Origin of the sequence: Colwellia sp. Bg11-28, assembly GCF_002836245.1 — a bacterium.
Lineage (GTDB): Bacteria > Pseudomonadota > Gammaproteobacteria > Enterobacterales > Alteromonadaceae > Colwellia > Colwellia psychrerythraea_A.
This window is the reverse complement of the sequence record NZ_PJBA01000006.1, coordinates 1,508,813-1,530,025: the sequence shown is the minus strand read 5'-3', so window position 1 is coordinate 1,530,025 and position 21,213 is coordinate 1,508,813. Positions and strand designations below refer to the sequence as shown.

At 39.7% G+C, this 21,213-nt stretch carries 21 protein-coding genes; 20 read left to right on the top strand and 1 reads right to left on the bottom strand.

The genetic code is table 11. The features are described 5' to 3' along the window. The first annotated feature begins 276 nt into the window (after positions 1–276). The 8 genes from nhaC to CXF79_RS13810 all read left to right on the top strand — a co-directional run bounded on the left by nhaC (position 277) and on the right by CXF79_RS13810 (position 10,529). Positions 277–1,785, top strand: a complete 1,509-nt coding sequence (nhaC, locus tag CXF79_RS13845; protein ID WP_101155616.1) for a Na+/H+ antiporter NhaC — start codon at positions 277–279, stop codon at positions 1,783–1,785. Between the two features lie 148 nt (positions 1,786–1,933). Beyond that, positions 1,934–3,187, top strand: coding sequence for a serine hydroxymethyltransferase (glyA, locus tag CXF79_RS13840; RefSeq protein ID WP_101155614.1), 1,254 nt, complete (start codon positions 1,934–1,936; stop codon positions 3,185–3,187). A gap of 339 nt (positions 3,188–3,526) precedes the next feature. After that, positions 3,527–4,777: a sarcosine oxidase subunit beta family protein gene (locus tag CXF79_RS13835; protein ID WP_101155611.1), complete on the top strand. Its 1,251-nt coding sequence runs from the start codon at positions 3,527–3,529 to the stop codon at positions 4,775–4,777. A gap of 12 nt (positions 4,778–4,789) precedes the next feature. Next, a complete protein-coding gene (locus CXF79_RS13830) occupies positions 4,790–5,089 on the top strand; it encodes a sarcosine oxidase subunit delta (protein WP_011043289.1) in 300 nt (99 codons plus the stop codon). Beyond that, complete coding sequence (locus CXF79_RS13825) at positions 5,086–8,109, top strand: sarcosine oxidase subunit alpha (protein ID WP_101155608.1); 3,024 nt, start codon at positions 5,086–5,088, stop codon at positions 8,107–8,109. Before CXF79_RS13830 ends, CXF79_RS13825 begins: the two co-directional genes overlap by 4 nt. Then, entirely contained in the window at positions 8,102–8,698 is a 597-nt protein-coding gene (locus CXF79_RS13820) for a sarcosine oxidase subunit gamma (protein WP_101155606.1), read from the top strand. Before CXF79_RS13825 ends, CXF79_RS13820 begins: the two co-directional genes overlap by 8 nt. A 200-nt stretch (positions 8,699–8,898) precedes the next feature. Then, complete coding sequence (purU, locus tag CXF79_RS13815; protein ID WP_011043292.1) at positions 8,899–9,777, top strand: formyltetrahydrofolate deformylase; 879 nt, start codon at positions 8,899–8,901, stop codon at positions 9,775–9,777. Between the two features lie 155 nt (positions 9,778–9,932). Next, positions 9,933–10,529: a helix-turn-helix domain-containing protein gene (locus CXF79_RS13810; RefSeq protein WP_101155604.1), complete on the top strand. Its 597-nt coding sequence runs from the start codon at positions 9,933–9,935 to the stop codon at positions 10,527–10,529. A 13-nt stretch (positions 10,530–10,542) separates the two neighbouring features. On the opposite strand, the gene CXF79_RS13805 is transcribed toward CXF79_RS13810, so the two are convergent. Continuing rightward, the gene (locus CXF79_RS13805; RefSeq protein ID WP_101155602.1) at positions 10,543–12,258 is read right to left on the bottom strand and encodes a diguanylate cyclase; all 1,716 of its coding nucleotides are present in this window, start codon (positions 12,256–12,258) and stop codon (positions 10,543–10,545) included. A 404-nt stretch (positions 12,259–12,662) separates the two neighbouring features. Here CXF79_RS13805 and CXF79_RS13800 point away from each other — a divergent pair, with 404 nt between their 5' ends. The 12 genes from CXF79_RS13800 to CXF79_RS13745 all read left to right on the top strand — a co-directional run bounded on the left by CXF79_RS13800 (position 12,663) and on the right by CXF79_RS13745 (position 21,165). Then, positions 12,663–13,064: a zf-TFIIB domain-containing protein gene (locus CXF79_RS13800; RefSeq protein ID WP_157825881.1), complete on the top strand. Its 402-nt coding sequence runs from the start codon at positions 12,663–12,665 to the stop codon at positions 13,062–13,064. A gap of 114 nt (positions 13,065–13,178) precedes the next feature. After that, on the top strand, positions 13,179–13,586 hold the full coding sequence (locus tag CXF79_RS13795) for a hypothetical protein (protein ID WP_101155598.1): 408 nt from the start codon (positions 13,179–13,181) through the stop codon (positions 13,584–13,586). Between the two features lie 134 nt (positions 13,587–13,720). Continuing rightward, on the top strand, positions 13,721–14,005 hold the full coding sequence (locus tag CXF79_RS13790; protein ID WP_101156335.1) for a hypothetical protein: 285 nt from the start codon (positions 13,721–13,723) through the stop codon (positions 14,003–14,005). Between the two features lie 40 nt (positions 14,006–14,045). Further along, positions 14,046–14,402 (top strand): hypothetical protein, encoded by a 357-nt coding sequence (locus CXF79_RS13785; protein ID WP_101155596.1) that lies wholly within the window; start codon positions 14,046–14,048, stop codon positions 14,400–14,402. 103 nt (positions 14,403–14,505) lie between these two features. Then, complete coding sequence (locus CXF79_RS13780; protein WP_101155594.1) at positions 14,506–14,901, top strand: DUF4019 domain-containing protein; 396 nt, start codon at positions 14,506–14,508, stop codon at positions 14,899–14,901. Positions 14,902–14,953: 52 nt separating this feature from the next. Continuing rightward, positions 14,954–16,321 carry a S41 family peptidase gene (locus tag CXF79_RS13775; protein ID WP_101155592.1) on the top strand — a complete coding sequence of 456 codons (1,368 nt, stop codon included), beginning with the start codon at positions 14,954–14,956 and terminating at the stop codon, positions 16,319–16,321. A 142-nt stretch (positions 16,322–16,463) separates the two neighbouring features. Continuing rightward, positions 16,464–17,066 carry a porin family protein gene (locus tag CXF79_RS13770; RefSeq protein WP_011043545.1) on the top strand — a complete coding sequence of 201 codons (603 nt, stop codon included), beginning with the start codon at positions 16,464–16,466 and terminating at the stop codon, positions 17,064–17,066. A gap of 115 nt (positions 17,067–17,181) precedes the next feature. Then, the gene (locus tag CXF79_RS13765; RefSeq protein WP_232769180.1) at positions 17,182–17,700 is read left to right on the top strand and encodes a GrpB family protein; all 519 of its coding nucleotides are present in this window, start codon (positions 17,182–17,184) and stop codon (positions 17,698–17,700) included. A 127-nt stretch (positions 17,701–17,827) separates the two neighbouring features. Continuing rightward, positions 17,828–18,019, top strand: a complete 192-nt coding sequence (locus CXF79_RS13760) for a hypothetical protein (protein WP_101155588.1) — start codon at positions 17,828–17,830, stop codon at positions 18,017–18,019. 91 nt (positions 18,020–18,110) lie between these two features. Beyond that, a complete protein-coding gene (locus CXF79_RS13755; protein WP_101155587.1) occupies positions 18,111–18,545 on the top strand; it encodes a hypothetical protein in 435 nt (144 codons plus the stop codon). A gap of 116 nt (positions 18,546–18,661) precedes the next feature. Continuing rightward, positions 18,662–19,114, top strand: a complete 453-nt coding sequence (locus CXF79_RS13750) for a DUF302 domain-containing protein (protein ID WP_101155585.1) — start codon at positions 18,662–18,664, stop codon at positions 19,112–19,114. Positions 19,115–19,680: 566 nt separating this feature from the next. After that, complete coding sequence (locus CXF79_RS13745) at positions 19,681–21,165, top strand: methyl-accepting chemotaxis protein (RefSeq protein ID WP_157825880.1); 1,485 nt, start codon at positions 19,681–19,683, stop codon at positions 21,163–21,165. The last annotated feature ends 48 nt before the right edge of the window (positions 21,166–21,213 follow it).

The window sequence follows — 21,213 nt, the reverse complement described above, 5'->3', positions numbered from 1 at the left end:
ATTTATAGCTAAAACACAGTTTAATCATAAATTAGATAATAAAAAACTAAAAATAGTTAGTAATCTATCTCAGCTGTACGCCCCATATATAGAGACTTAAAAGAAAACTCTCCTGTCATTTGTCGTTCATGTAACACCGCTAAAAATCCTGTTTACATCTTTATACAAGTTATTAATTCTGAGTTTACATCTAGCCTTTAGTGTTATCAGGGTGGTGAGAAATAGTTCAAATCTTTGAATTATTATTCACAACCGATAACTCAACAGGAGTAAATAATGACTGAAAAAAATATAATAAAACCCAGTTTATTTATGGCAATACTGCCGATAATATTGACACTGACAATTCTAGGCATTCAATTATTCTATTACGGCGACTTTACGCCTCATATTCCTCTCGCTATTGGAATCGCGATTACAGCCACTTTGGGATGGTTTCGTGGTTATCGCTGGGATGATATGGAAAAAGGAGTGATGCACGTTATTCGTGTCGGGCTTCCGTCAATTGCTATTCTAATGACCGTTGGTATGATCGTCGGCGTCTGGATTGCCTCAGGTACTGTACCAGCGCTAATATACTACGGATTAAAAGTATTGAATCCAGAAATATTTTTAGCTGCAGCCATGGTGTTATGTGCCGTAGTATCTGTATCTTTAGGAACATCTTGGGGTACAACAGGTACCGTAGGCCTTGCCTTGATGGGTATCGGTTCTGGCTTTGATGTTCCAATGTACTGGACTGCAGGGGCTGTAGTTTCCGGTGCTTTCTTTGGTGACAAAATATCACCACTCTCTGATACTACCAATCTGGCACCTGCAGTAACGGGCGTTAATTTATTTGATCATATTCGTAATATGTTACCAACAACGGTACCTGCAATGCTTATTGCTTTGGTCATCTATATATTTGTCGGATTTAATCTAATTGGTTCGAATGAAGTCGACTTCTCTAAAATAGAAGCTATTACTAATGGTCTAGAGAGCAATTTCAATATCAGCTTATTAGTGTTACTACCTCCATTACTGGTCATTGTGCTTGCCCTTAAAAAGATGCCTGCCTTACCTTCGTTGTTCGCTGGTGTATTGGCTGGTGCGTTACTCGCTATATTCGTTCAGGGCGCTTCATTGCATGAAATATTTAACTTTATGCAATCAGGTTATAAAATTGAAACCGGTGTTTCTGAAATTGATGGCTTGCTAAATCGTGGTGGTGTTCAATCAATGACCTGGGTTATCACGTTAGTTGTCATTGCGTTAGGTTTTGGCGGCGTACTTGAACGTACCAAATGTCTGGAAACTATTATTACGGCAATACTTGGCCGAGTTAAGTCATTTTTTGGCTTACAAGCATCAGCTACAGGTGCTGCAATAGCAACCAACCTTGTTGCTGGCGACCCTTACCTTTCCATTGCGTTACCAGGAAGAATGTTTGCACCAGCTTATGTTGATAAAGGTTACTCGAAATTGAACTTATCACGTGCTGTTGAAGAAGGTGGAACCTTAATTTCTCCGCTAATACCTTGGAATGCTGGTGGTGCTTTTGTTATTACCGCACTAGGTTTGGGGATTGCTGAAGGTAATATTGAAAACCTACTTTATATTCCGCTAGCATTCGCCTGTTGGTTATCTCCATTAATTGGTTTGACCTATGCCGCACTTGGACGTTTTTCACCAAAAATGTCAGCGGAAGAGTTAGACCGATATCAACGTGAAGAAGAGGAAATGTCTGAAGATAAAACTGTTGAAGTAAGGAAAGGGGCGAATATGTCCGCCAAACACGCTTAGCAGCATAATTAATTAAGTCACTGCTACGTAGAGTTCGTAATTTATTGTAGTAATGGCGTTAATAGAACAATTACTGGCTTGTGATCAAGCCAGTATCAAAACAACCTAAAATAAAAACTACGGCATGTTTAGCCGCGGAGAAAGCAAAATGTTTTACAAAAATGATCAAATAGCCGGTTTCGATGACAGTATTTGGCAAGCCATGGAGCAAGAAGATAAACGTCAACAAGATCACGTTGAACTGATTGCCTCAGAAAACTATACCAGTGCGCGCGTGATGCAAGCCCAAGGCAGTCAACTGACCAACAAATACGCCGAAGGTTATCCTGGTAAACGTTATTACGGCGGCTGCGAACACGTTGATGTGATTGAGCAACTGGCCATTGATCGTGCAAAAGAATTATTTGGCGCTGATTACGCCAATGTACAACCTCATTCTGGCTCACAAGCCAATGCCGCAGTCTTTATGGCGTTACTTAAGCCCGGTGAAACGGTGCTGGGCATGAGTTTAGCGCACGGTGGTCATTTAACCCATGGCTCCAAAGTGAGCTTCTCCGGTAAAATTTATAACGCGGTGCAATACGGCTTAAATGAAGCTACCGGTGAAATTGATTACGACGAAGTAGCACGCCTCGCCCAAGAACATCAACCTAAAATGATTATTGCCGGTTTCTCAGCGTATTCACGTGTAGTTGACTGGCAGCGTTTTCGTGACATTGCCGATAGCATTGGCGCATGGTTATTTGTCGATATGGCGCACGTTGCTGGTTTAGTGGCGGCAGGTCTTTATCCTAACCCGGTACCGATTGCGGATGTGGTGACTACCACTACCCATAAAACCTTACGTGGCCCTCGTGGCGGTTTGATTTTAGCGAAACAAAATGACGAACTGGCTAAGAAATTAAATTCAGCCGTTTTCCCTGCCGGTCAAGGTGGCCCATTGATGCATGTCATCGCGGCCAAAGCAATTTGTTTCAAAGAAGCACTTGGTGAGGGGTATGTTGAGTATCAGCAACAGGTTATCGATAACGCCCGTGAAATGGCGAAAACATTCCAAACACGTGGTTATAACGTAGTCTCTGGCGGTACGGACAATCACCTGTTTTTATTGGATTTAATCGATAAAGGTATTACCGGTAAAGATGCCGATGCTGCACTGGGCCGCGCCAATATCACGGTCAATAAAAACTCCGTGCCTAACGACCCACAATCGCCGTTTGTTACCAGTGGCCTGCGTATCGGCACACCGGCCATCACCAGTCGTGGTTTTGGACTTGAAGAAGCAGCAGCATTAACGGGTTGGATTTGTGATGTGTTAGACGACATTACTAATGAGCAAGTGATTGATGACGTGCGAAGTAAAGTGTTGGACTTATGTGAAAGAAATCCGGTCTACCGCTAATTAATACCCAAGCTGCTTCAAAAGGCGAGTTTCAGGTTGCCTGAGCGGGGCATGGTCAAGGCACATCTTTTTATTAATAGTTGTTCTATTAAAAACAGATGTAACGATGAACATGTTTTGCTCAGTCATCCCCGCAGGGCTGGTTTAGAAACGTTTTAAGCTGCGTTATTGATGTTGAGAAGGGACAGCCATTCTCTGCAATCAATGCCTTGCTTAAAGACGTTTCTAATGCCAGCTGAATTCTGCATTTTGAAGTAACTTGGGTATTTACCCACGGAGCGCTAAGCGGCTTAGCTATCCTTGTTTAGCCAATAATACAATGTAGAAAAAGGGTATACCATGCAACAATATTCAGGATTTGGTTTATTAAAACACTCGTTAACTTACCACGAGAATTGGCAGCGGGTTTGGAGTAATCCTACCCCGAAAAAACACTATGATGTTGTTATCATAGGCGGTGGTGGACATGGTCTGGCAACGGCTTATTATTTAGCGAAAGAGCATGGCATCACGAACATTGCCGTGATTGAAAAAGGTTATTTAGGCGGCGGTAATACCGCGCGTAATACCACCATTGTGCGCTCAAACTATTTATGGGATGAAGCGTCTCACTTATATGAGCATTCCTTAAAATTATGGGAAGGCTTAGCACAAGAGCTGAACTATAACTTGATGTTTAGTCAACGCGGTGTATTAAACCTAGGCCATACCCTACAAGACATGCGTGATATTGAACGCCGCGTGAATGCTAACCGTCTTAACGGCATTGATGGTGAAGTATTGAGCACCGCACAAGTACAAGAAATGGTGCCTATTTTAGATTGCTCAACCAATGCACGCTTCCCAGTGATGGGCGCTTCATGGCAAGCCCGTGCAGGTACTGCTCGTCACGACGCGGTTGCCTGGGGTTTTGCTCGCGCAGCCGATGCGTTAGGCGTTGATTTATTACAGCAAACTGAAGTCACTGGCATTCGCCGCAAAGATGGCGCAGTAGAGGGCGTTGAAACCAATCGCGGCTTTATTTCGGCCGGTAAAGTGGCGTGTGTTGCTGCGGGTAACTCCAGTGTTATCGCCAAGATGGTCGGCATGGAATTACCGCTTGAATCTCATCCACTGCAAGCGATGGTATCAGAGCCATTAAAACCGATTTTAAATACCGTGGTCATGTCCAATCATGTACACGGTTATGTCAGTCAATCCGATAAAGGTGACTTGGTCATCGGCGCGGGTATTGATGGTTATACCGGTTATGGTCAGCGCGGCTCTTTTAATGTGGTTGAGCATACTATTGCCGCCATTATCGAAATGTTTCCTATTTTCAGTCGTGTGCGCCTTAATCGCGCCTGGGGCGGCGTGGTTGATACGTGCCCAGATGCCTGTCCTATCATTTCGAAAACACACATCAAAGGACTGTATTTTAACTGTGGTTGGGGCACGGGTGGTTTTAAAGCCACGCCGGGCGCAGGACATGTGTTTGCGCATACTATCGCCCACGATGAGCCACACCCGTTAGCCAAACCCTTTAGTATCGACCGCTTTTCATCAGGCGAATTAATTGACGAACACGGCGCTGCCGGTGTTGCGCACTAAGAGGAATTTATTATGTTACTTATCCACTGTCCTTATTGTGAAGAGCTGCGCGAAGAAGAAGAGTTTAGCCCTGCTGGGCAAGCTCATATCGTGCGCCCACTTCAACCCGAAGAAATTAGTGATGAGCAATGGGCACGTTACTTGTTTTTCCGTAAAAACCCGCGCGGTTTACATCACGAGATGTGGCTACACGCCGCCGGTTGTCGCAAATATTTCAACGCGACCCGAAACACCGTGACCTATGAAATCATGGAAACTTACAAAATGGGCCTAAAGCCCAGTGTTACCGCTAGTGAAGAGGGCCAATCATGAGCCAAGTTAATCGGATCGCTGGAAGCAGCAAACGCATTAATCGCAACCGCACCTTAACCTTTAGCTTTAACGGCAAAGAGTATAAAGGTTTTGAAGGCGATACCGTCGCATCAGCCTTGTTAGCTAATGGTGTTGATGTCGTTGGGCGTAGTTTTAAGTACTCACGTCCTCGCGGTATTATTACCAGTGACTCGCAAGAGCCGAACGCCATTTTTCAAATTGGCTCGACGCAAGCGACCACTATTCCGAACCCGCGCGCGACACAAACCGACCTGTATCAAGGGTTAACAGCAAGCTCAACCAACGGTTGGCCCAATGTTGATTTCGATTTAATGGGCACCGTGGGCAAACTCGGTGGCTCGATGATGCCGCCCGGGTTTTATTACAAAACCTTTATGTTTCCACAATCGTTATGGATGTCATACGAGCACTTAATTCGCAAAGGCGCTGGTTTAGGGGCAAGTCCTCAACAAAGTGACCCGGACAGTTATGACAAAATGCACCATCATTGTGATGTGATGATTGTTGGTGGTGGCCCAGCAGGCTTAGCCGCTGCGTTATCTGCTGCACAAACAGGCGCACGCGTTATCATCAGTGATGAGCAAAATGAATTTGGCGGCAGTTTATTATGCTCAACGCAGCAAATAGATGGCCAGTTGCCGAGTCAATGGGTGGAAAAAACCGTGGCACAGCTTAGCGACATGGATAACGTGATGTTACTTCCTCGCAGCACGGTGTTTGGTTATTACGACCATAACTTGGTGGGTATTAATGAACGTCGCACCGACCATTTAGGTGAGCACCAACTGCAAAGCACTCGTCAACGCGTGCATAAAGTGCGTGCAAAACAAGTGATTTTAGCCACTGGCGCTCATGAGCGTCCGCTGGTTTATGGTAACAATGACGTGCCAGGTTGTATGTTAGCCAATGCGGTGTCTACCTACATTAATCGCTATGATGTAGTACCAGGCAAGCAATTGGTGTTAATGACCACCAATGATAATGCTTACAAAACAGCGATTGATTGGCATCAAGCCGGTCGTAAAGTGGTCGCTATCGTTGATACGCGAAGCACGTCAAATGGCGACTTGGTCAATAAAGTCAAAAAACTGGGCATCGATATCATCTTTGGCCATGGCGTGATTGAAGTTAAGGGCAGCAAACGCGTCAAAGGCGTTGACGTTGCGCCAATCAATGCGAGTAATCACAGTGTTACTGGCCCGGCGAAACATATTGTCTGTGATACGGTTGCCAGCTCAGGTGGTTGGAGTCCCGTGATTCATTTGTCATCACATACCGGCTCTCGTCCAGTGTGGAACGAAGACATTGCGGGCTTTGTCCCTGGTGATACCGTGCAAAAGCAACACAGTTGCGGTGGACTGGAAGGCGTTTACGCGTTATCAAAAGTCATCAGTGATGGTTTCACTACTGGCGCTGTTGCAGCAGAGGCGGCGGGCAAAGGTGACGGACATTACGTGGGGAACTCGCCAACAACCAGCGACCCACAAGAAGATGCGTCCATGGCGCTGTTTCACATACCGCACAGTAAAAAAACCAGTCGCGCGCCAAAACAGTTTGTTGATTATCAAAATGATGTCACCGCTGCAGGTATTGAACTGGCTAACCGTGAAGGCTTTGAATCGATTGAGCATGTCAAACGTTACACCGCGTTAGGTTTTGGTACGGACCAAGGGAAATTAGGTAATATCAACGGCATGGCGATTACCGCTAAATCGTTAGGTAAAACCATTCCAGAAACGGGCACCACTATCTTCCGCCCTATGTACACGCCAACCACCTTTGGCGCGTTAGCGGGTGCGGATGTGAAGCACTTGTTCGACCCAGCACGTTTTAGCGCTATGCATAAATGGCATTTAGAACAGGGCGCTGAGTTTGAAGATGTGGGTCAATGGAAACGCCCGTGGTATTTCCCACAGCCAGGCGAAACCATGCAGCAATCACTCGAGCGTGAATGTTTAGCAACGCGTAACAGTGTCGGCATTTTAGATGCCTCGACTTTAGGTAAAATTGATATCCAAGGTAAAGATGCACGCGAATTTTTAAACCGTGTTTATACCAACCCATGGAGCAAGTTAGGCGTAGGAAAATGTCGCTACGGCGTCATGTGTAAAGAAGACGGTATGGTCTTTGATGATGGTGTTACCGTGTGTCTTGATGATAACCGTTTCATCATGACCACCACTACCGGCGGCGCAGCGGGCGTATTGCAATGGTTAGAGCTGTGGCATCAAACCGAGTGGCCTGAGCTGGAGGTGTATTTCTCAACCGTGACTGACCATTGGTCAACCATGACTATCTCAGGACCTAATTCGCGTAAAGTCTTAGAGAAAATCTGTGATATTGATGTCAGTAATGACAGCTTCAAGTACATGGATTGGCGCGCAGCAACGGTTGCGGGTGTTAAAGCACGCATTTTCCGTATCTCATTTACGGGCGAGCTGTCGTTTGAAATTAACGTGCAAGCGAACTATGGCATGCATGCCTGGAAAGCAGTGATGGCGGCCGGTGAAGAGTTTAATATCACCCCGTACGGCACCGAAACCATGCATATTTTACGCGCAGAAAAAGGCTTTATCATTGTCGGACAAGACACCGATGGCTCGGTGACGCCACAAGATTTAGACATGGACTGGGTAGTTGGCAAGAAAAAAGACTTTAGCTTTATTGGTAAACGCTCTTGGACGCGCTTTGATAATAAACGTGATGACCGTAAACAAATGGTGGGTTTAAAACCTAAAGACCCGACCTTTGTACTGCCTGAAGGCGCACAAATTGTCTTTGAGAAAAACCAATCCATCCCAATGAAAATGGTGGGTCACGTTACCTCAAGTTATTACAGTGCTTGTATGGGCTACTCGTTTGCCTTAGCAGTCGTTAAAGGCGGTATTAGCCGCAAAGGTGAGAGTGTCTTTTTGCCATTAAGTGATGGCACCACTGTTGAAGCTGAAATTTGCAGCCCAGTATTTTATGATCCAAAGGGAGACCGTCAAAATGTCTAACTCAATCCAAGTAGAATCACCGCTACACCATGCACAGCTTGACCAATTAATTGGCCAATCAAGCGCGGGTGGCATTGTCTTGCATGAGCATAAGTTATTGGGTCACCTTAACTTACGTGGCAACTGTGCAGATGCTGAATTTTTAGCCGGTGTGCAAGAAGCCCTAGGCGTTGCACTGCCTATTACCCCATGTAGTAGCGCTAAGAGTGAGCTGGCTCAAATCATGTGGTTAGCGCCCGATGAATGGTTAATTATTGTCGCCTCAGGCAGTGAAGATGAAGTCGAGCAAAAGCTGCGTTCGTATTTAACCGGCCACTTTGCCGTCAGTGATATCAGTGGCGCGCAAACCCTGATTGAACTGAGTGGTGAGCATGTTATCGACTTGATGAAAAAATCGACCGGTTATGATTTACACCTTGATAGCTTTCCCGTGGGTAAAGTCGTGGGTACCACCTTTGCTAAAACCGGTGCACATATCTTGCGCGTGAGCGAAAATTCCTTTCAGCTGGTTGTTCGCCGCAGTTTTTCTGACTACGTGTGGTTATGGATCCAACAAGGTAGCCAAGAGTACGGCCTGACGATCGTTTAACACTTGTGTAGCTAAAACCAATCGCCCCTTAATGCACATTGTTTGTTGTTTCAATGCGCGTTAAGGGTAGCGATCACTCATTATAAAAACGCTTATGTTTAACTGAATAACTTGAATGGATAACACTATTCAATTAGCACTGTTCCTTTAAAATCATTCAGTGCAAGCTAAGCGGTTTTCACTTCAAAATAGGATCGAACATGTCCGATATCAAACCCGTATCACAAACGCATATTATTACCGCCGATTGTCCTAGTCGTCCTGGCACGGTTGATGTGGTGACCCGTTTTTTGTGCGAAAAAGGCTTCTACATAAATGAAATTCACTCGTTTGATGATACCGCGGTCAATCGTTTTTTCATCCGCATAGAATTTAGAGCACAGACGGCGACAGACTTTAGCGCAGAAACCTTTAGCCAAGAGTTTGAGCAACGCGCCAGTGAATTTGAAATGCAATGGCAATTGGCCTCCAGTCCGTATAAATCCAAAGTTGTGATCATGGTGTCCAAACACGATCATTGCTTGAACGACTTATTATACCGCTATCGCACCGGCGATTTGGATATTGAGATCCCCGCGATCATCTCTAATCATCCTGATTTAGAAGAGCTAGCAAAGTGGCATGGAATTCCTTATTACCACCTACCCATCACGAAGGACACTAAACCTGAGCAAGAAGCCAAGGTGTGGCAGATAATTCAAGAATCTGATGCAGACTTGGTGGTCTTAGCACGTTATATGCAGGTCTTATCGAGCGATTTGTGTCAAAAGCTGTCCGGTAAAGCCATTAATATTCACCACTCGTTATTACCCGGTTTTAAGGGGGCAAGACCGTATTTTCAAGCCTATGATCGCGGCATTAAGTTAGTGGGCGCGACTGCGCATTATGTCAGTGATGACCTCGATGAAGGGCCAATCATCAGCCAAGGTGTTGAGACAGTTGATCACGGTTATTACCCTAAAGACTTAGCGGCTAAAGGACGAGATATAGAATGTTTAACGCTATCGCGTGCGGTGCGTTGTCATATCGAACATCGCATATTCATGTACGGGAAAAAGACCGTGGTCTTTTCTAAGTAGCTGCTTTTTATCAGCAGTAAACAACGACAATGTTTATTTACTTTAGCGTAAGTATTGTCGCTGTTTTTAAAGTCTTCACCTCATTTTAATAGCGCGCTTTGTCTCTTGTTCTGGAAACAAAATGATATGTGAGCAACAGTTAAAAGGATATATACATGTCAATGACAGTAGCAAGTAAACATGACGTACGCGCAGTAAGGGCTATTGGCATCGGCGCGCAGTTAAAGTCGATCCGAATGAGGAACAAGTTAACCCTTAAAGAAGCAGGTAACTTGACTAATTTGGCGCCTTCAACTTTATCTAAAATTGAGAATGAACAAATTTCGCCAACCTTTACTGTGATGCAAAAGTTAGCAACTGGTTTAAATATTGAATTACCGCAATTATTTACCAAGCCAACAGTCGCTCAAGCAGTTGGGCGCCGTGATGTAACGTTAAAGGGGCAAGGTAATTATCATTTAACTTCCACGTATGAGCATGAGTTACTGTCCACGCAATTTAGCCATAAAAAAATGATGCCATACAAATGTAGAGTTCACGCGCGAAGTTTCGATGACTTCGGTGAATGGGTACGCCATAGTGGCGAAGAGTACATGTTGGTGCTTGAAGGGGAAGTACAATTACTTACCGAATTCTATGAACCCGTGAACTTAGTAGAAGGCGATAGCGTCTATTATGATGCAATGATGGGGCATTTAGTTATTTCTGTGAGTGACAATGATGCACAAATTCTCTGGGTAACCACCAAATAGTTTGGGAATGTGGCTAACTACAAGCAGCCAAACCCTTTATTGATTTCTTATCCTGTTTGTATTTATACATTCGTTGATCAGCTAGTGATAAACACTCTGATTGATTTAGCGTTTCAAAACTGGTGGCAATACCAAAACTAAGCCCAGCTTCACTCCATCCTCTTTGCTGTAGCTCTTTTTCCGTTTGAAGCAGTAGATCAGACAATTGCATTAATATCGATTCAACTTGCTGCACAGTTTCAATATCGACTACCCAAATAAATTCATCACCACCACAGCGAAATATAGATCCAAGTCCTTGCAGTTTCTTTTGCATTATATTGGCTGTTGCAATGAGCACTTTATCGCCTTCTTCATGACCGAGTTTGTCATTAATTTTTTTAAATCCATCAAGATCAATGAAAGTGATGCAGTAGTGTCCTTTTAAGCTAGCCAGCTTTTCATTTTGAGCAAAACGATTGCCGATTTGCGTTAATGGGTCAATACGAGAAATAGCATAACTGCGATGAAACTCTTTTTGTTGAATTTGCAGCCACTCCGATAAAGAAAGCAGAATGCACATGCAATCAATAGTTAATGCAATTTGCACAATAACTTCAAGAGAAATATCCCAGTCTATTTTATAGAGGTGAGATAAAATATAGCCAGCTAAAGTAAAACCATATACAAGGTTGCCTATTAAGTAATACTTCGCCCTGAAATCATTTTTAGCGAGCATAAATATGCCGGTACCAATACAAAGCGGAATCCATATAGTTGCGATGATATGCGATATTAAGAAGCTCTGCGTAAAAGGGATAAAGGGCATAATAATGCCTAAAATCAAGCAGACAATTGATAGTAAGTTAAATGTTAAAGTCAATTTAGGATGTTCTTGAGGGCAGTTAAACAGCAACTTAGTGAACTGGCTGGCAGAGGCTATAGCAAAAGGAAAGATAATGATGCCGCTATAGACAGGATTAAATGCAGACACTGTCAATAGATGGCTAAAGCTTCCTGATGCAGTAAACCAACCTAGGCCTTGTATGCCAATATAACCGGTACAAGCCAAAGTAACTAAATACTTGGTTCTGAGGTAAATGAAGAAAGCGATTAAAGCTAGCGTCATCATTACTGTAAATGAAATTGTGGAGATACTATTGGTTAGAAACTGTTTTTTGTAGAACTCTTTTTTACTGTAAAGTTCTACCACAACAGGTGTTGCAAACATTTTAGCTTGAATATAAACCCAAAGCGTACCGCTTTCGTTTTGGTTTAATGATAGAGAAAAAGCTTGTGAATGAGCCAGCTTTGGATTTTCACTTACCATCTGGCCAAAGCTTTCTAATACTATTGGTTCGCCATGTTCAGGTTGCCAATAAGCTGTCCCTACATCTAAGTAAACGGCATGAATATTAACAAACCAAGTATCTTTTTGAACCTTAGTATTGGTAAATTTAATCTTTGAAATATAAGCGCCACTACCGCCGAATGTAGACGTGACTCTATTGGCATTTTGGTACAATTTACTTAAGGCTAAAAAGCTAGGGTTGGTGTCGAAGGACTGAGTTTGAAACCAGAGGTCATGTTCATTTAATTCAATTTTATTTCGATTATCCAATGCTACGTAGGGTTGTGCATTGATAGAATTGGCGATCATTGAGAATAAGAAAAGAACAAGTAATGCAGAGTATTTTGTCATAGTTTTAAAGTATTTAAGGATGCCAATACCTAGTTGAGCGTTATGCATAAATTTAAAATATCCTTATAACAAGTTAATACTAAACACTACATATTATGTAAAATAAACAATAATATAACAAGAAGACAACTAAAATAATTAATTAAAAATCAGTGTGTAATATTCAGGATCATGTTTGCTATTCTTTTGTAGAGAATCTCTCTGTATTAAGTGCTTTACCATTAATTAAAGGGGCAGGGATGTTAATTATTAATTGGATTACTAATTGTATTTCATTCTATATTGGACATTACTGAGACTTCTTAGTAATGTCCAAATACTGAAAAAAATACAATGTTTTCAGTATATAAAGCTTTGAAAATATGGGATATTAATGTCAGTTAAATAAATATTATGGGGCTGATATTACTGAGAAGTCTCCATAATAAGCTGTTATGTTTCAAGGAGTCGAAATGAAGTGTCTAGTCGATGGAGATGTATTAAAGGCTGATAAAGCTGAAGCTCATACTGGTTATGGGTGTAAATCATGTAAGGGGTCATGGCTACCAAAAAGCTTTATTGATTCAATTCAATACACTAAAGAATTTGAGCCACAAAAATTCTTTAGTACATTATCAAAGTCTGTTCATGAAACTACTAGCTCTAAATGCCCTGTGAATTGTGGCGCTTTAAGTTCTATAGCTGACATTGATGGTATTAGCTATTGTCCTTCTTGTTTGGGTGTGTGGTTCGAATCCAAAGCTCTAAAGAGTATGCTTAATAACTACCAAATTAAAAGAGAGGGAGCCGCTATTGCTGATATTCCAAATGCATCAGTAGGTATCTTTGATCTATTAGGTGCTTTGTTCAAATAGAAACATAACAAGCAAATTAATCAGGACAATGAAGTTCCCCTTTAGTGGGACGTTAGCAATACAGGTGTTCAATAACTAATAGTCTGTATAAAAATCGATTTAAAAGGATGTTTTATGAAAAAATTATTAATAATATTACTAGGGCTAGTATTTAGTAACGTTGCTACGAGCACTGACTTAAAAATGTATGTCGAAACATCTGAACTTGGAAGTATCTATATATACATCGAAAATATTGGTTCACATAACCATTTAATTTTGACTAAAAAATTGGCTCATGTTGCCTTTGATATTAAAACAGAAATATCACCTAAAACATATGTTTGGAGAAGAGATAATAAAACAATTATACTTAAAGAAAGTATTGAAAAATACGGACCCGTTCTACTTAAGCCAGGAGAGATTACTTTTATTAGTAACCAGATAATTAATAGTGAGTCCGGTACTGTGACTTATAAAATTAGACCTGCATGGGCAAAGCTACATGGGACTTGGAGCGGGACCCTTGAGGCTAAGTATTAGTCATTTAAGTGATAAAAATATATTGCTAACAAGAAAATAAACAAGGATACGTAACAATTGGCTACGTTCCACTTCGCTTCACATTTTAGCTAACCATTACTCAGCCTGTTATTTGTGTGTTATATGCACAAGGAGTGTCAATCATTAAACTACTTTCTCTTTCGCTGATCGTTTTATTATCAGCATGTGGTGCCAGTCAACCACCACCATACCAAAAAGACAGAACCCCAGAAGATAGAGATCAATATAGTGGGGCTGAGGGGTTAAACCAGCAGCAGAAAGATCAAACTTATCTTATGGATAAAGAGCTATCTGATAAATGTACCGCAGCTAAAATAGATTTGGCTATTACTGAAGCAGATAATAATGCTAGTGAAATTAAAAAGCAAAACGATCTAATTAGCAGTACATGCATATAATAGCCTGTTATTTGGGCGTTATGTGCAAAAGGAGTATTGCATGATTTATCGAATTATATTTTTATCTTTATTAGTTTTTAGTTTATCTGCTGTAGCAAATATGACACCCGATCCTATTCCTGTCGAAATTGATTCTTATGTTAAGAAATATATTAACTTTAATAAGCTGAAACAAAAGTGCGAAGAGTATGGATATCAAATTATTACAGTAAAAATTGAAAGGTTTGATGATGGAACAACAATTATGGATTGGATGGTTATTGATAATATTGGTTCCAAGGTTGACCAGCGTTTTTTTACTTTTCAAACAACAAATGGTGAAGTTACATCTAAATTTGAATCACTCAGAGAATCAAAGGATTGGTTAACTAATTTTCAAGAGTGTAAAAGCACATAACAAGCCTTTCAAGCAGAACAAATAGCAGTTGCCTCTTAACGTGGCGTTAGTTGTACTTTAATGTTCAGCAATTACAATCAACTCAAGTATAAAAGGAATTATCATGAAAAAACTAATACTAATTTTAACTCTATGCATCTCGTCTGTTGCTTGGGCGAACCCAATGTCAGGTTCAAGTGCTGCTCAAGAATGGCTTAACATTATAGATGCAGGGCAATATGGTGAAAGTTGGCAAAAAGCAGGCTCATTTTTTAAGTCACAACTATCACAAAATAAATGGGAGAGTATCCTCAAGGGGATTCGTATTCCATTAGGTAAAGTTACTTCACGAGCAGAGTTAAGTGCTAAAGAATATTCAACACTCCCTGGCGTTCCAGATGGTAAATACCTGGTTATTCAATTTAAAACAGAGTTTCAAAATAAAAAATCGTCTACTGAAACTTTAACCCTAAGTAAAAATAGCGGGCAATGGCTACCTGTTGGTTATTTCATAAATTAAGTTGGGTGTCTGCATACAGCTAACAAAAATTTAAAGCAATACTGCTAATATTTTGCTCGATTCCGCTTCGCTTCACCATTCTAGCAAAAAATTATCAGCATCTTTGTTAATTGTATCTATTTCTGTTTCTGCCAAAGAGGTTGTAAATCTACCATATAATTTATCAAACGAAGATAAATTATATGGTTTGTCATTATTTTGGAAAGAAGCGAGTTACAACTTTGCGTATTTTGATCAAGTACCGGACTTAGATTTTGATAGCGCATATAGAGAATATATTCCTAAAGTTTTAGCTACTGAAACAACTTATGAGTATTATCGTGAGCTTATGAAATTCAATGCTTTATTACACGATGGACATACTAATATTTACCTACCAAAAGGACTTTCTTCTAACTATGTAGACTGGCCAGCCTTAAGTTTAACCGAGGCTAATCAGCAAGCTGTAGTTACTAAAGTACAAAGGGAACTTCAAGCTGAAATTCCCTTAGGCTCTACCATTATTTCTGTTGAAGGTGTCAAATTAGAAACTCATTTAAAAGCTAATGTTATGCCTTATATTGCTAGCTCAACCGAGCATATTTTGTGGAACGACGGTGTAAGAAATTTATTAGGAGGAGCACCTGATAGCAAAGTTAATTTTACAATAAAAACTCCTTTAGGGGAGCTCAAAGACTTAACTCTTACTAGAAATTCACGACATCAAAAAATAGATAAAGTGTCGTTAAAACTACCCAAATCCAATGGAGAGTTATTTGAGTTTAAGTGGTTGGATCATAAGATAGCCTACATAGCTCTTAATGGGTTTCATGATAAAAAAATCCTGCAAGACTTCAATGATGTTTATGATGAAATTAAACAATCTAGGGGACTAATTATTGATCTAAGGTTTAATGGTGGCGGTAATTCAAGTATTGCAGCTGAAATATTATCCCTCTTTACTAATAAAGGGTTAGAGGGCTCGATTTGGAAAACCAGAAAACATATTGCTGCGTTTAAAGCATGGGGAAACTATAGTGGAAAATATAAAATTTATGCCCAAGATAATGCGTGGGAGTCAGGAGCTATGGAATCGCTCAAAGCGAAAGAAAATAGTCATATTGTACCTACCTACGTGTTGATTGGGAGGAATACAGCCTCAGCAGCAGAGGATTTTTTAATCTATGCTGATAAGCTAAAACACTTTACTACCCTTGGTGAAAAAACATATGGCAGTACGGGACAGCCAATTTTCTTTGATTTACCCGGGGGCGGATCTTTCAGAATTTGTACTAAAAGAGATACATACCCAGACGGGAGGGAATTTGTAGGCTATGGAATTACTCCACAAGTTATTATTGATCGTATGCCTGAACATCTGAGATCAGAAAAAGATATTGTTCTTTATAGCGCTATTAAAAAGTTGAAAGAAAAAATCTAACAAGTCGTTTAAAAGAACAGATAACTGTTGGCTTTTTCTCCTTCAACGCTTATTCTAGACAATGACATCTAAATTGTTAACAGGACGTTAAATTTAATCAATTATTCGGTAATATTATCGAGTAAAACTAAAAGGACTTAACATGAAAAAAGCATTATCTTTTACTATGTGCATTTTGGCCTCAACTTATGCTTCAACCGCACTCGCTGAAGAAAGAAATGGTTGGTACATAGGCGCGTTATATAATTCTCAAACAATTTCGATATATCAAAGTAGAGAATTTAAATCAGCAGGTGCAATTGCTGGATATAAGATTAACGACATATTTTCTATTGAGACTAGACTTCATAAAGGTACATCAGGCTACTCATTTAACTTACTCGAACCTGGATTTGAAGATAAAAAATACAAACAAGATTTAGATTACCAAGGGCACATACTCGCAAAGGCATCATATTCTATAACTGAAGCGTTTAATGTTTATGCACTAGCCGGATATACTAAAACAAAAACTGAAATAACCACTTTAGAGTTCCATACTGATTTAAGTGGAAACACAAGTGTAACTTATCCTCATCAGTATTCTGAAAACACAGATGGTTTTAGTTATGGCGTGGGTCTTAATTATCAAATATATAACCAATTTAGTGTTTTTGTTGATTATCAAGTGCTACCTGATTTCGATAAATATCAAAAATCAGGAAGCTGGGATAGTTTGAATTTAGGCGTTAATTACTCATTTTAATAAATTTAAATGTAACGTGTTGCTTAAACGGAAAATAACAGCGGGTCATCGTTACGCGATTATAGCCAACCATTATTTTCCGCTTAGCAAGCGTTAGTTTCCAATGGAGAACAATTTGAGTAATAGAGTTATTGAAGTAGTTGATTACGATCCAAATTGGAAGAATATTTTTGAAATTGAAAAAGTAGCTCTAACCCAAGCGATCGGTAATAACGCTGTAAAAATCGATCATATCGGCAGTACTTCCGTAATTGGTTTATCAGCAAAACCAATCGTTGATATTCTAATTGAAGTTTCAAACCTTGAAGAGCTCGATGCAGCAGATAAAAATATTGCTGCACTTGGTTATACAATCAAAGGTGAAAATGGTATTTCAGGTAGGCGCTACTTTCAAAAAGGTGGCAATCAACGTAGCCATCATGTGCATGCGTTCCAGAGTAGTGATTTGAACTTACATCGGCATAAGGTATTTAAAGCGTACTTAATTGCACACCCTATAATAGCTTCAGAGTATGGTTCTCTTAAAAGTGAGGCTGTTTCTAAAAGCGATAACGATATCAATGTCTATATGGCACTGAAAAACTCTTTTATAAACAAACATGAAAAATTAGCGCTTGAGTGGTTTGGCAACTAACAAGGAAATTATTAGTTCTAAAAACAACAGGCTCTTGCTCCTGTGTCGCTTATTTTAACTCAATATTATTTGCCTCTTGGTGAGGTGCTAGCAGTACAAGAAAATCATCAACATTAGGAATTGAATTATGGATGATAACAAATCAAGAATGAAAGAAATGCCTAGCTCATTTACTATAAAAGAGGCATTAGAATTTGAATGGTGGTTTGCACTCATAGGCTCAATGTCACAATCTAAAACTCTTACGGCTATAGTTGTTGTTGGTTGTATATCACTTGGTGCCTTTGCATTTTTTATGTTTAATATGGCTGGTACGTAGTAAGTAATAATGAACTGCTATCAAGGAATTCACAAGGGCTAAAAGCTGCTACGGTGTTTAGCAATATCATGTATTTAATAAGGAAATTAATATGAATATGTTCATTAAATCTACGCTAATTGTACTTACCGCAATGACTTCAAACTTTAGCCTGGCTAATAATATTTCACCTGACTTTTTACTCAATGAAATAGATATTTCTTATAAAAAATATATAAATAGCTCACCTGAAGTAGGCATTTATGCCATGAAATCTGTAATCAGACTGCAAGAATCAGATCGCTCTAGTGAACTATTGCATAAAACAGGCCCAGCTAGCCTTGCATTATCATACCTTCGTTTAGGGCTTTTATATGAAAAATTAGATTTTACTAAAAAAGCTGATAACGTTTTTTATAAAGCAGTAAATAGCTATAAATCACAAGTTACTGACAGTGAAAATGTATCATTAATAGAATTAAAAAAATTTGTTGTTGGTCTAGATGCAAGTATCGCTGCAAACAAGAAAACCAACAAAGCCAGGTAAAAATTTGCTAGGCTTTGAGTCTTAATGTTATGGCCAACTATCTCTGAGTTATTTATTTGGGCAGTAGACGTTTACTGATTAATCTCAGCAGCATCAAATAATAAAAAGGGAAAATTATGATTAGAGTTATATCTTTTGCAATTTTTATCTTAGTAGTTTCTTCTTATGTTAGTGCGGAAGAAAGCTTGATTACACTTGAAAGTGAATACTCAGCTAAAGAAACTGCTGATAGGTTTGAGTCCATAATAAAAGGTAAAGGGTTAACACTATTTGCCAGAATTGATCACAAAAAAAATGCCTCTGATGTGAATTTGGAACTAAGGGCAACGGAAGTTATTATTTTTGGTAACCCTAAGATTGGTACCCCATTAATGCTGTGTGCTCAAAATGCAGCAATTGATCTCCCGCAAAAAGTTCTAATTACAGAAGATTCAGAAAAAAAAGTTTGGCTTTCATATAATAACCCTGCATACATTAAAGCACGTCATGACATTCAAGATTGCGATAAAGTCATAAATAAAATAACAGCGGTACTTAATAAACTAAGTCTTGCTGCGACATCCAAGTAGTCAGCGTCTAACAAGTCTTTTAATAAGGACAAAAGCAGTTGCTCATGTCCAGTGTTGCTTATTATATCCAACAATTTAAATGGACATTATCACTCTAAAGTCTTCTCCGAGCTGTCCCGTTGGCTGTTAAATCTAATATATCCTGAGGGGGAGCAAATCATATTAGATGACTTAATTTTAGCCCTTATTCCAATAACCTCTTAAACCTTCCTCACCGGAAGTACTAGCACTAAAGCCCTAATTCTTTTGGATTAATACTAATTGTCGATTGTTAGTCGTTACTTTATTAGTGATATTTGACATACAAACATAATACTTATGAGTACCTGTGTGACTTCTGATTTAGCCGGTTTTACTAGCACGATCGATACCCTAGTTTCTATTAAAGTCACTAAAACACTTAGCAATGCAATTCACTATGTTTAATGTCTATTAACATACGGTTGTGTACAACTGAGTTATTAGCATTTAAGTATTAAAACAATGACGGTAAATTTATCTATGACCTTAATAACAGGGTCACAAGCTAAGCTTTGGAGTAATAACTTATCAAGATTTTGTCTAACTTGAGTATTAAATTTCGATTGATTGTAATGTCGACCATTCTGGTCAGTATCGTGTTAATTGCGAAAGGAACTTATGACTATAAAGTTGTAAAGTCTTCTTTATTAGTTGAAGCCAATAGAAGTATTACTTTAGTGTCAGAAAGATTAAAGCTGAATTTACCCGCGGCTATATGGATGGATTTATCTGATCAGATAGTCAAAATAGCGTCATCTGAATTAGAAACACCTTATGTTTACGGTATTGAAATAAAAACAGTAGACGGTGAAGTTAAATATACCAAGCATAATCAAGGTATAAAGGGAGCAGAGATAAAGCAACCTCTGGTTCATGATGAATATGACGAAAAAACTATTGTGGGTGATATTGTGATTAGTATTGATCAACAAGCGATCAATACAAAAATTAATGCAGCATTAATACAAATCATCATCGGTGTGGTGTTAGTGGACGTTTTACTCGTGCTTATTTTATTTATTCTTACTCGTATAATTGTCACTGACCCGTTAAAAAAAGTGATTATCGCTGTGACAGATATTGCACATGGTGATGGTGACTTAACTAAACGATTAGAAATAAATACTCAAGATGAAATGGGTGAATTAGCGGGACAAATCAATCATTTTTTTAACAAAACTCAAGCAATGATTAATACTATTATCACCACAACCCAAGTCATTAGTGATACATCAAGCGCCGTAAAATCCGATGTCAGTGAGGCTAACGTATTATTTGAAAAACAATATATTGAAATAGACATGTTAGCGACAGCTATCACCGAAATGGCAGCCAGTACCAAAGATATTTCATTAACATCTCAGCAATCATCACAGTCAGCATTTGAAGCAAAAGAGCAAGCTAATGAAGTTGGTCTAGTCGTCAATAAATCGATGTTATCAGTGAATGAACTTTCTTCTGACTTGGATAATGCCAGCCAAGTGATAAGTGTACTTGCCACAACGGTTGATCAAATGGTTGGTGTTATCGATGTCATTAAAGCCATTGCAGAGCAAACTAATTTGTTAGCGCTTAATGCGGCTATTGAAGCAGCGCGAGCCGGAGAGCAAGGACGTGGTTTTGCAGTCGTTGCCGATGAAGTAAGAGCTTTAGCTAGTCGAACTCAACAAAGCACCGAAGAGATCAGTCTAATGATTGCTGAATTACAACAAGGAACTAGCTCAGCGGTAGTGGTTGTACAAAACAGTAAAACCAAAGGAGAAGAAACAACTGAAATGATGCTGCATTCGGTTGAATATATTACAAAAATCATTTCAGCAAGTGATGATATCAGTGATACGTCATTACAAATTTCCACCAGTGTTCAAGAACAAAGTAATGTGACGTCTTCTTTAGATGTTAATATCAATGGCATTGTCAGTAGTGGTCAAGAAAGTAATGGTCTTATCAATCAAATCGAAGTGAAAGCCAATGAGCTAGACGACCATGTTAATAATTTACAAACATTAACAAGCCAATTTAAAGTTTAACCGTGATACATTGACGTAATGCATGATAGGTAAGGGTGATGGTATTAA

Bases quoted from the DNA above. Each gene is read 5' to 3' on its own strand.
- glyA (WP_101155614.1), top strand. From the start codon at position 1,934: ATGTTTTACAAAAATGATCAAATAGCCGGTTTCGATGACAGTATTTGG.
- CXF79_RS13820 (WP_101155606.1), top strand. From the start codon at position 8,102: ATGTCTAACTCAATCCAAGTAGAATCACCGCTACACCATGCACAGCTT.
- CXF79_RS13825 (WP_101155608.1), top strand. From the start codon at position 5,086: ATGAGCCAAGTTAATCGGATCGCTGGAAGCAGCAAACGCATTAATCGC.
- CXF79_RS13835 (WP_101155611.1), top strand. From the start codon at position 3,527: ATGCAACAATATTCAGGATTTGGTTTATTAAAACACTCGTTAACTTAC.
- CXF79_RS13810 (WP_101155604.1), top strand. From the start codon at position 9,933: ATGTCAATGACAGTAGCAAGTAAACATGACGTACGCGCAGTAAGGGCT.
- purU (WP_011043292.1), top strand. From the start codon at position 8,899: ATGTCCGATATCAAACCCGTATCACAAACGCATATTATTACCGCCGAT.
- CXF79_RS13770 (WP_011043545.1), top strand. From the start codon at position 16,464: ATGAAAAAAGCATTATCTTTTACTATGTGCATTTTGGCCTCAACTTAT.
- CXF79_RS13785 (WP_101155596.1), top strand. From the start codon at position 14,046: ATGATTTATCGAATTATATTTTTATCTTTATTAGTTTTTAGTTTATCT.
- CXF79_RS13805 (WP_101155602.1), bottom strand. From the start codon at position 12,258: ATGCATAACGCTCAACTAGGTATTGGCATCCTTAAATACTTTAAAACT.
- CXF79_RS13800 (WP_157825881.1), top strand. From the start codon at position 12,663: ATGAAGTGTCTAGTCGATGGAGATGTATTAAAGGCTGATAAAGCTGAA.
- CXF79_RS13830 (WP_011043289.1), top strand. From the start codon at position 4,790: ATGTTACTTATCCACTGTCCTTATTGTGAAGAGCTGCGCGAAGAAGAA.
- CXF79_RS13795 (WP_101155598.1), top strand. From the start codon at position 13,179: ATGAAAAAATTATTAATAATATTACTAGGGCTAGTATTTAGTAACGTT.
- nhaC (WP_101155616.1), top strand. From the start codon at position 277: ATGACTGAAAAAAATATAATAAAACCCAGTTTATTTATGGCAATACTG.
- CXF79_RS13760 (WP_101155588.1), top strand. From the start codon at position 17,828: ATGGATGATAACAAATCAAGAATGAAAGAAATGCCTAGCTCATTTACT.
- CXF79_RS13750 (WP_101155585.1), top strand. From the start codon at position 18,662: ATGATTAGAGTTATATCTTTTGCAATTTTTATCTTAGTAGTTTCTTCT.
- CXF79_RS13780 (WP_101155594.1), top strand. From the start codon at position 14,506: ATGAAAAAACTAATACTAATTTTAACTCTATGCATCTCGTCTGTTGCT.
- CXF79_RS13755 (WP_101155587.1), top strand. From the start codon at position 18,111: ATGAATATGTTCATTAAATCTACGCTAATTGTACTTACCGCAATGACT.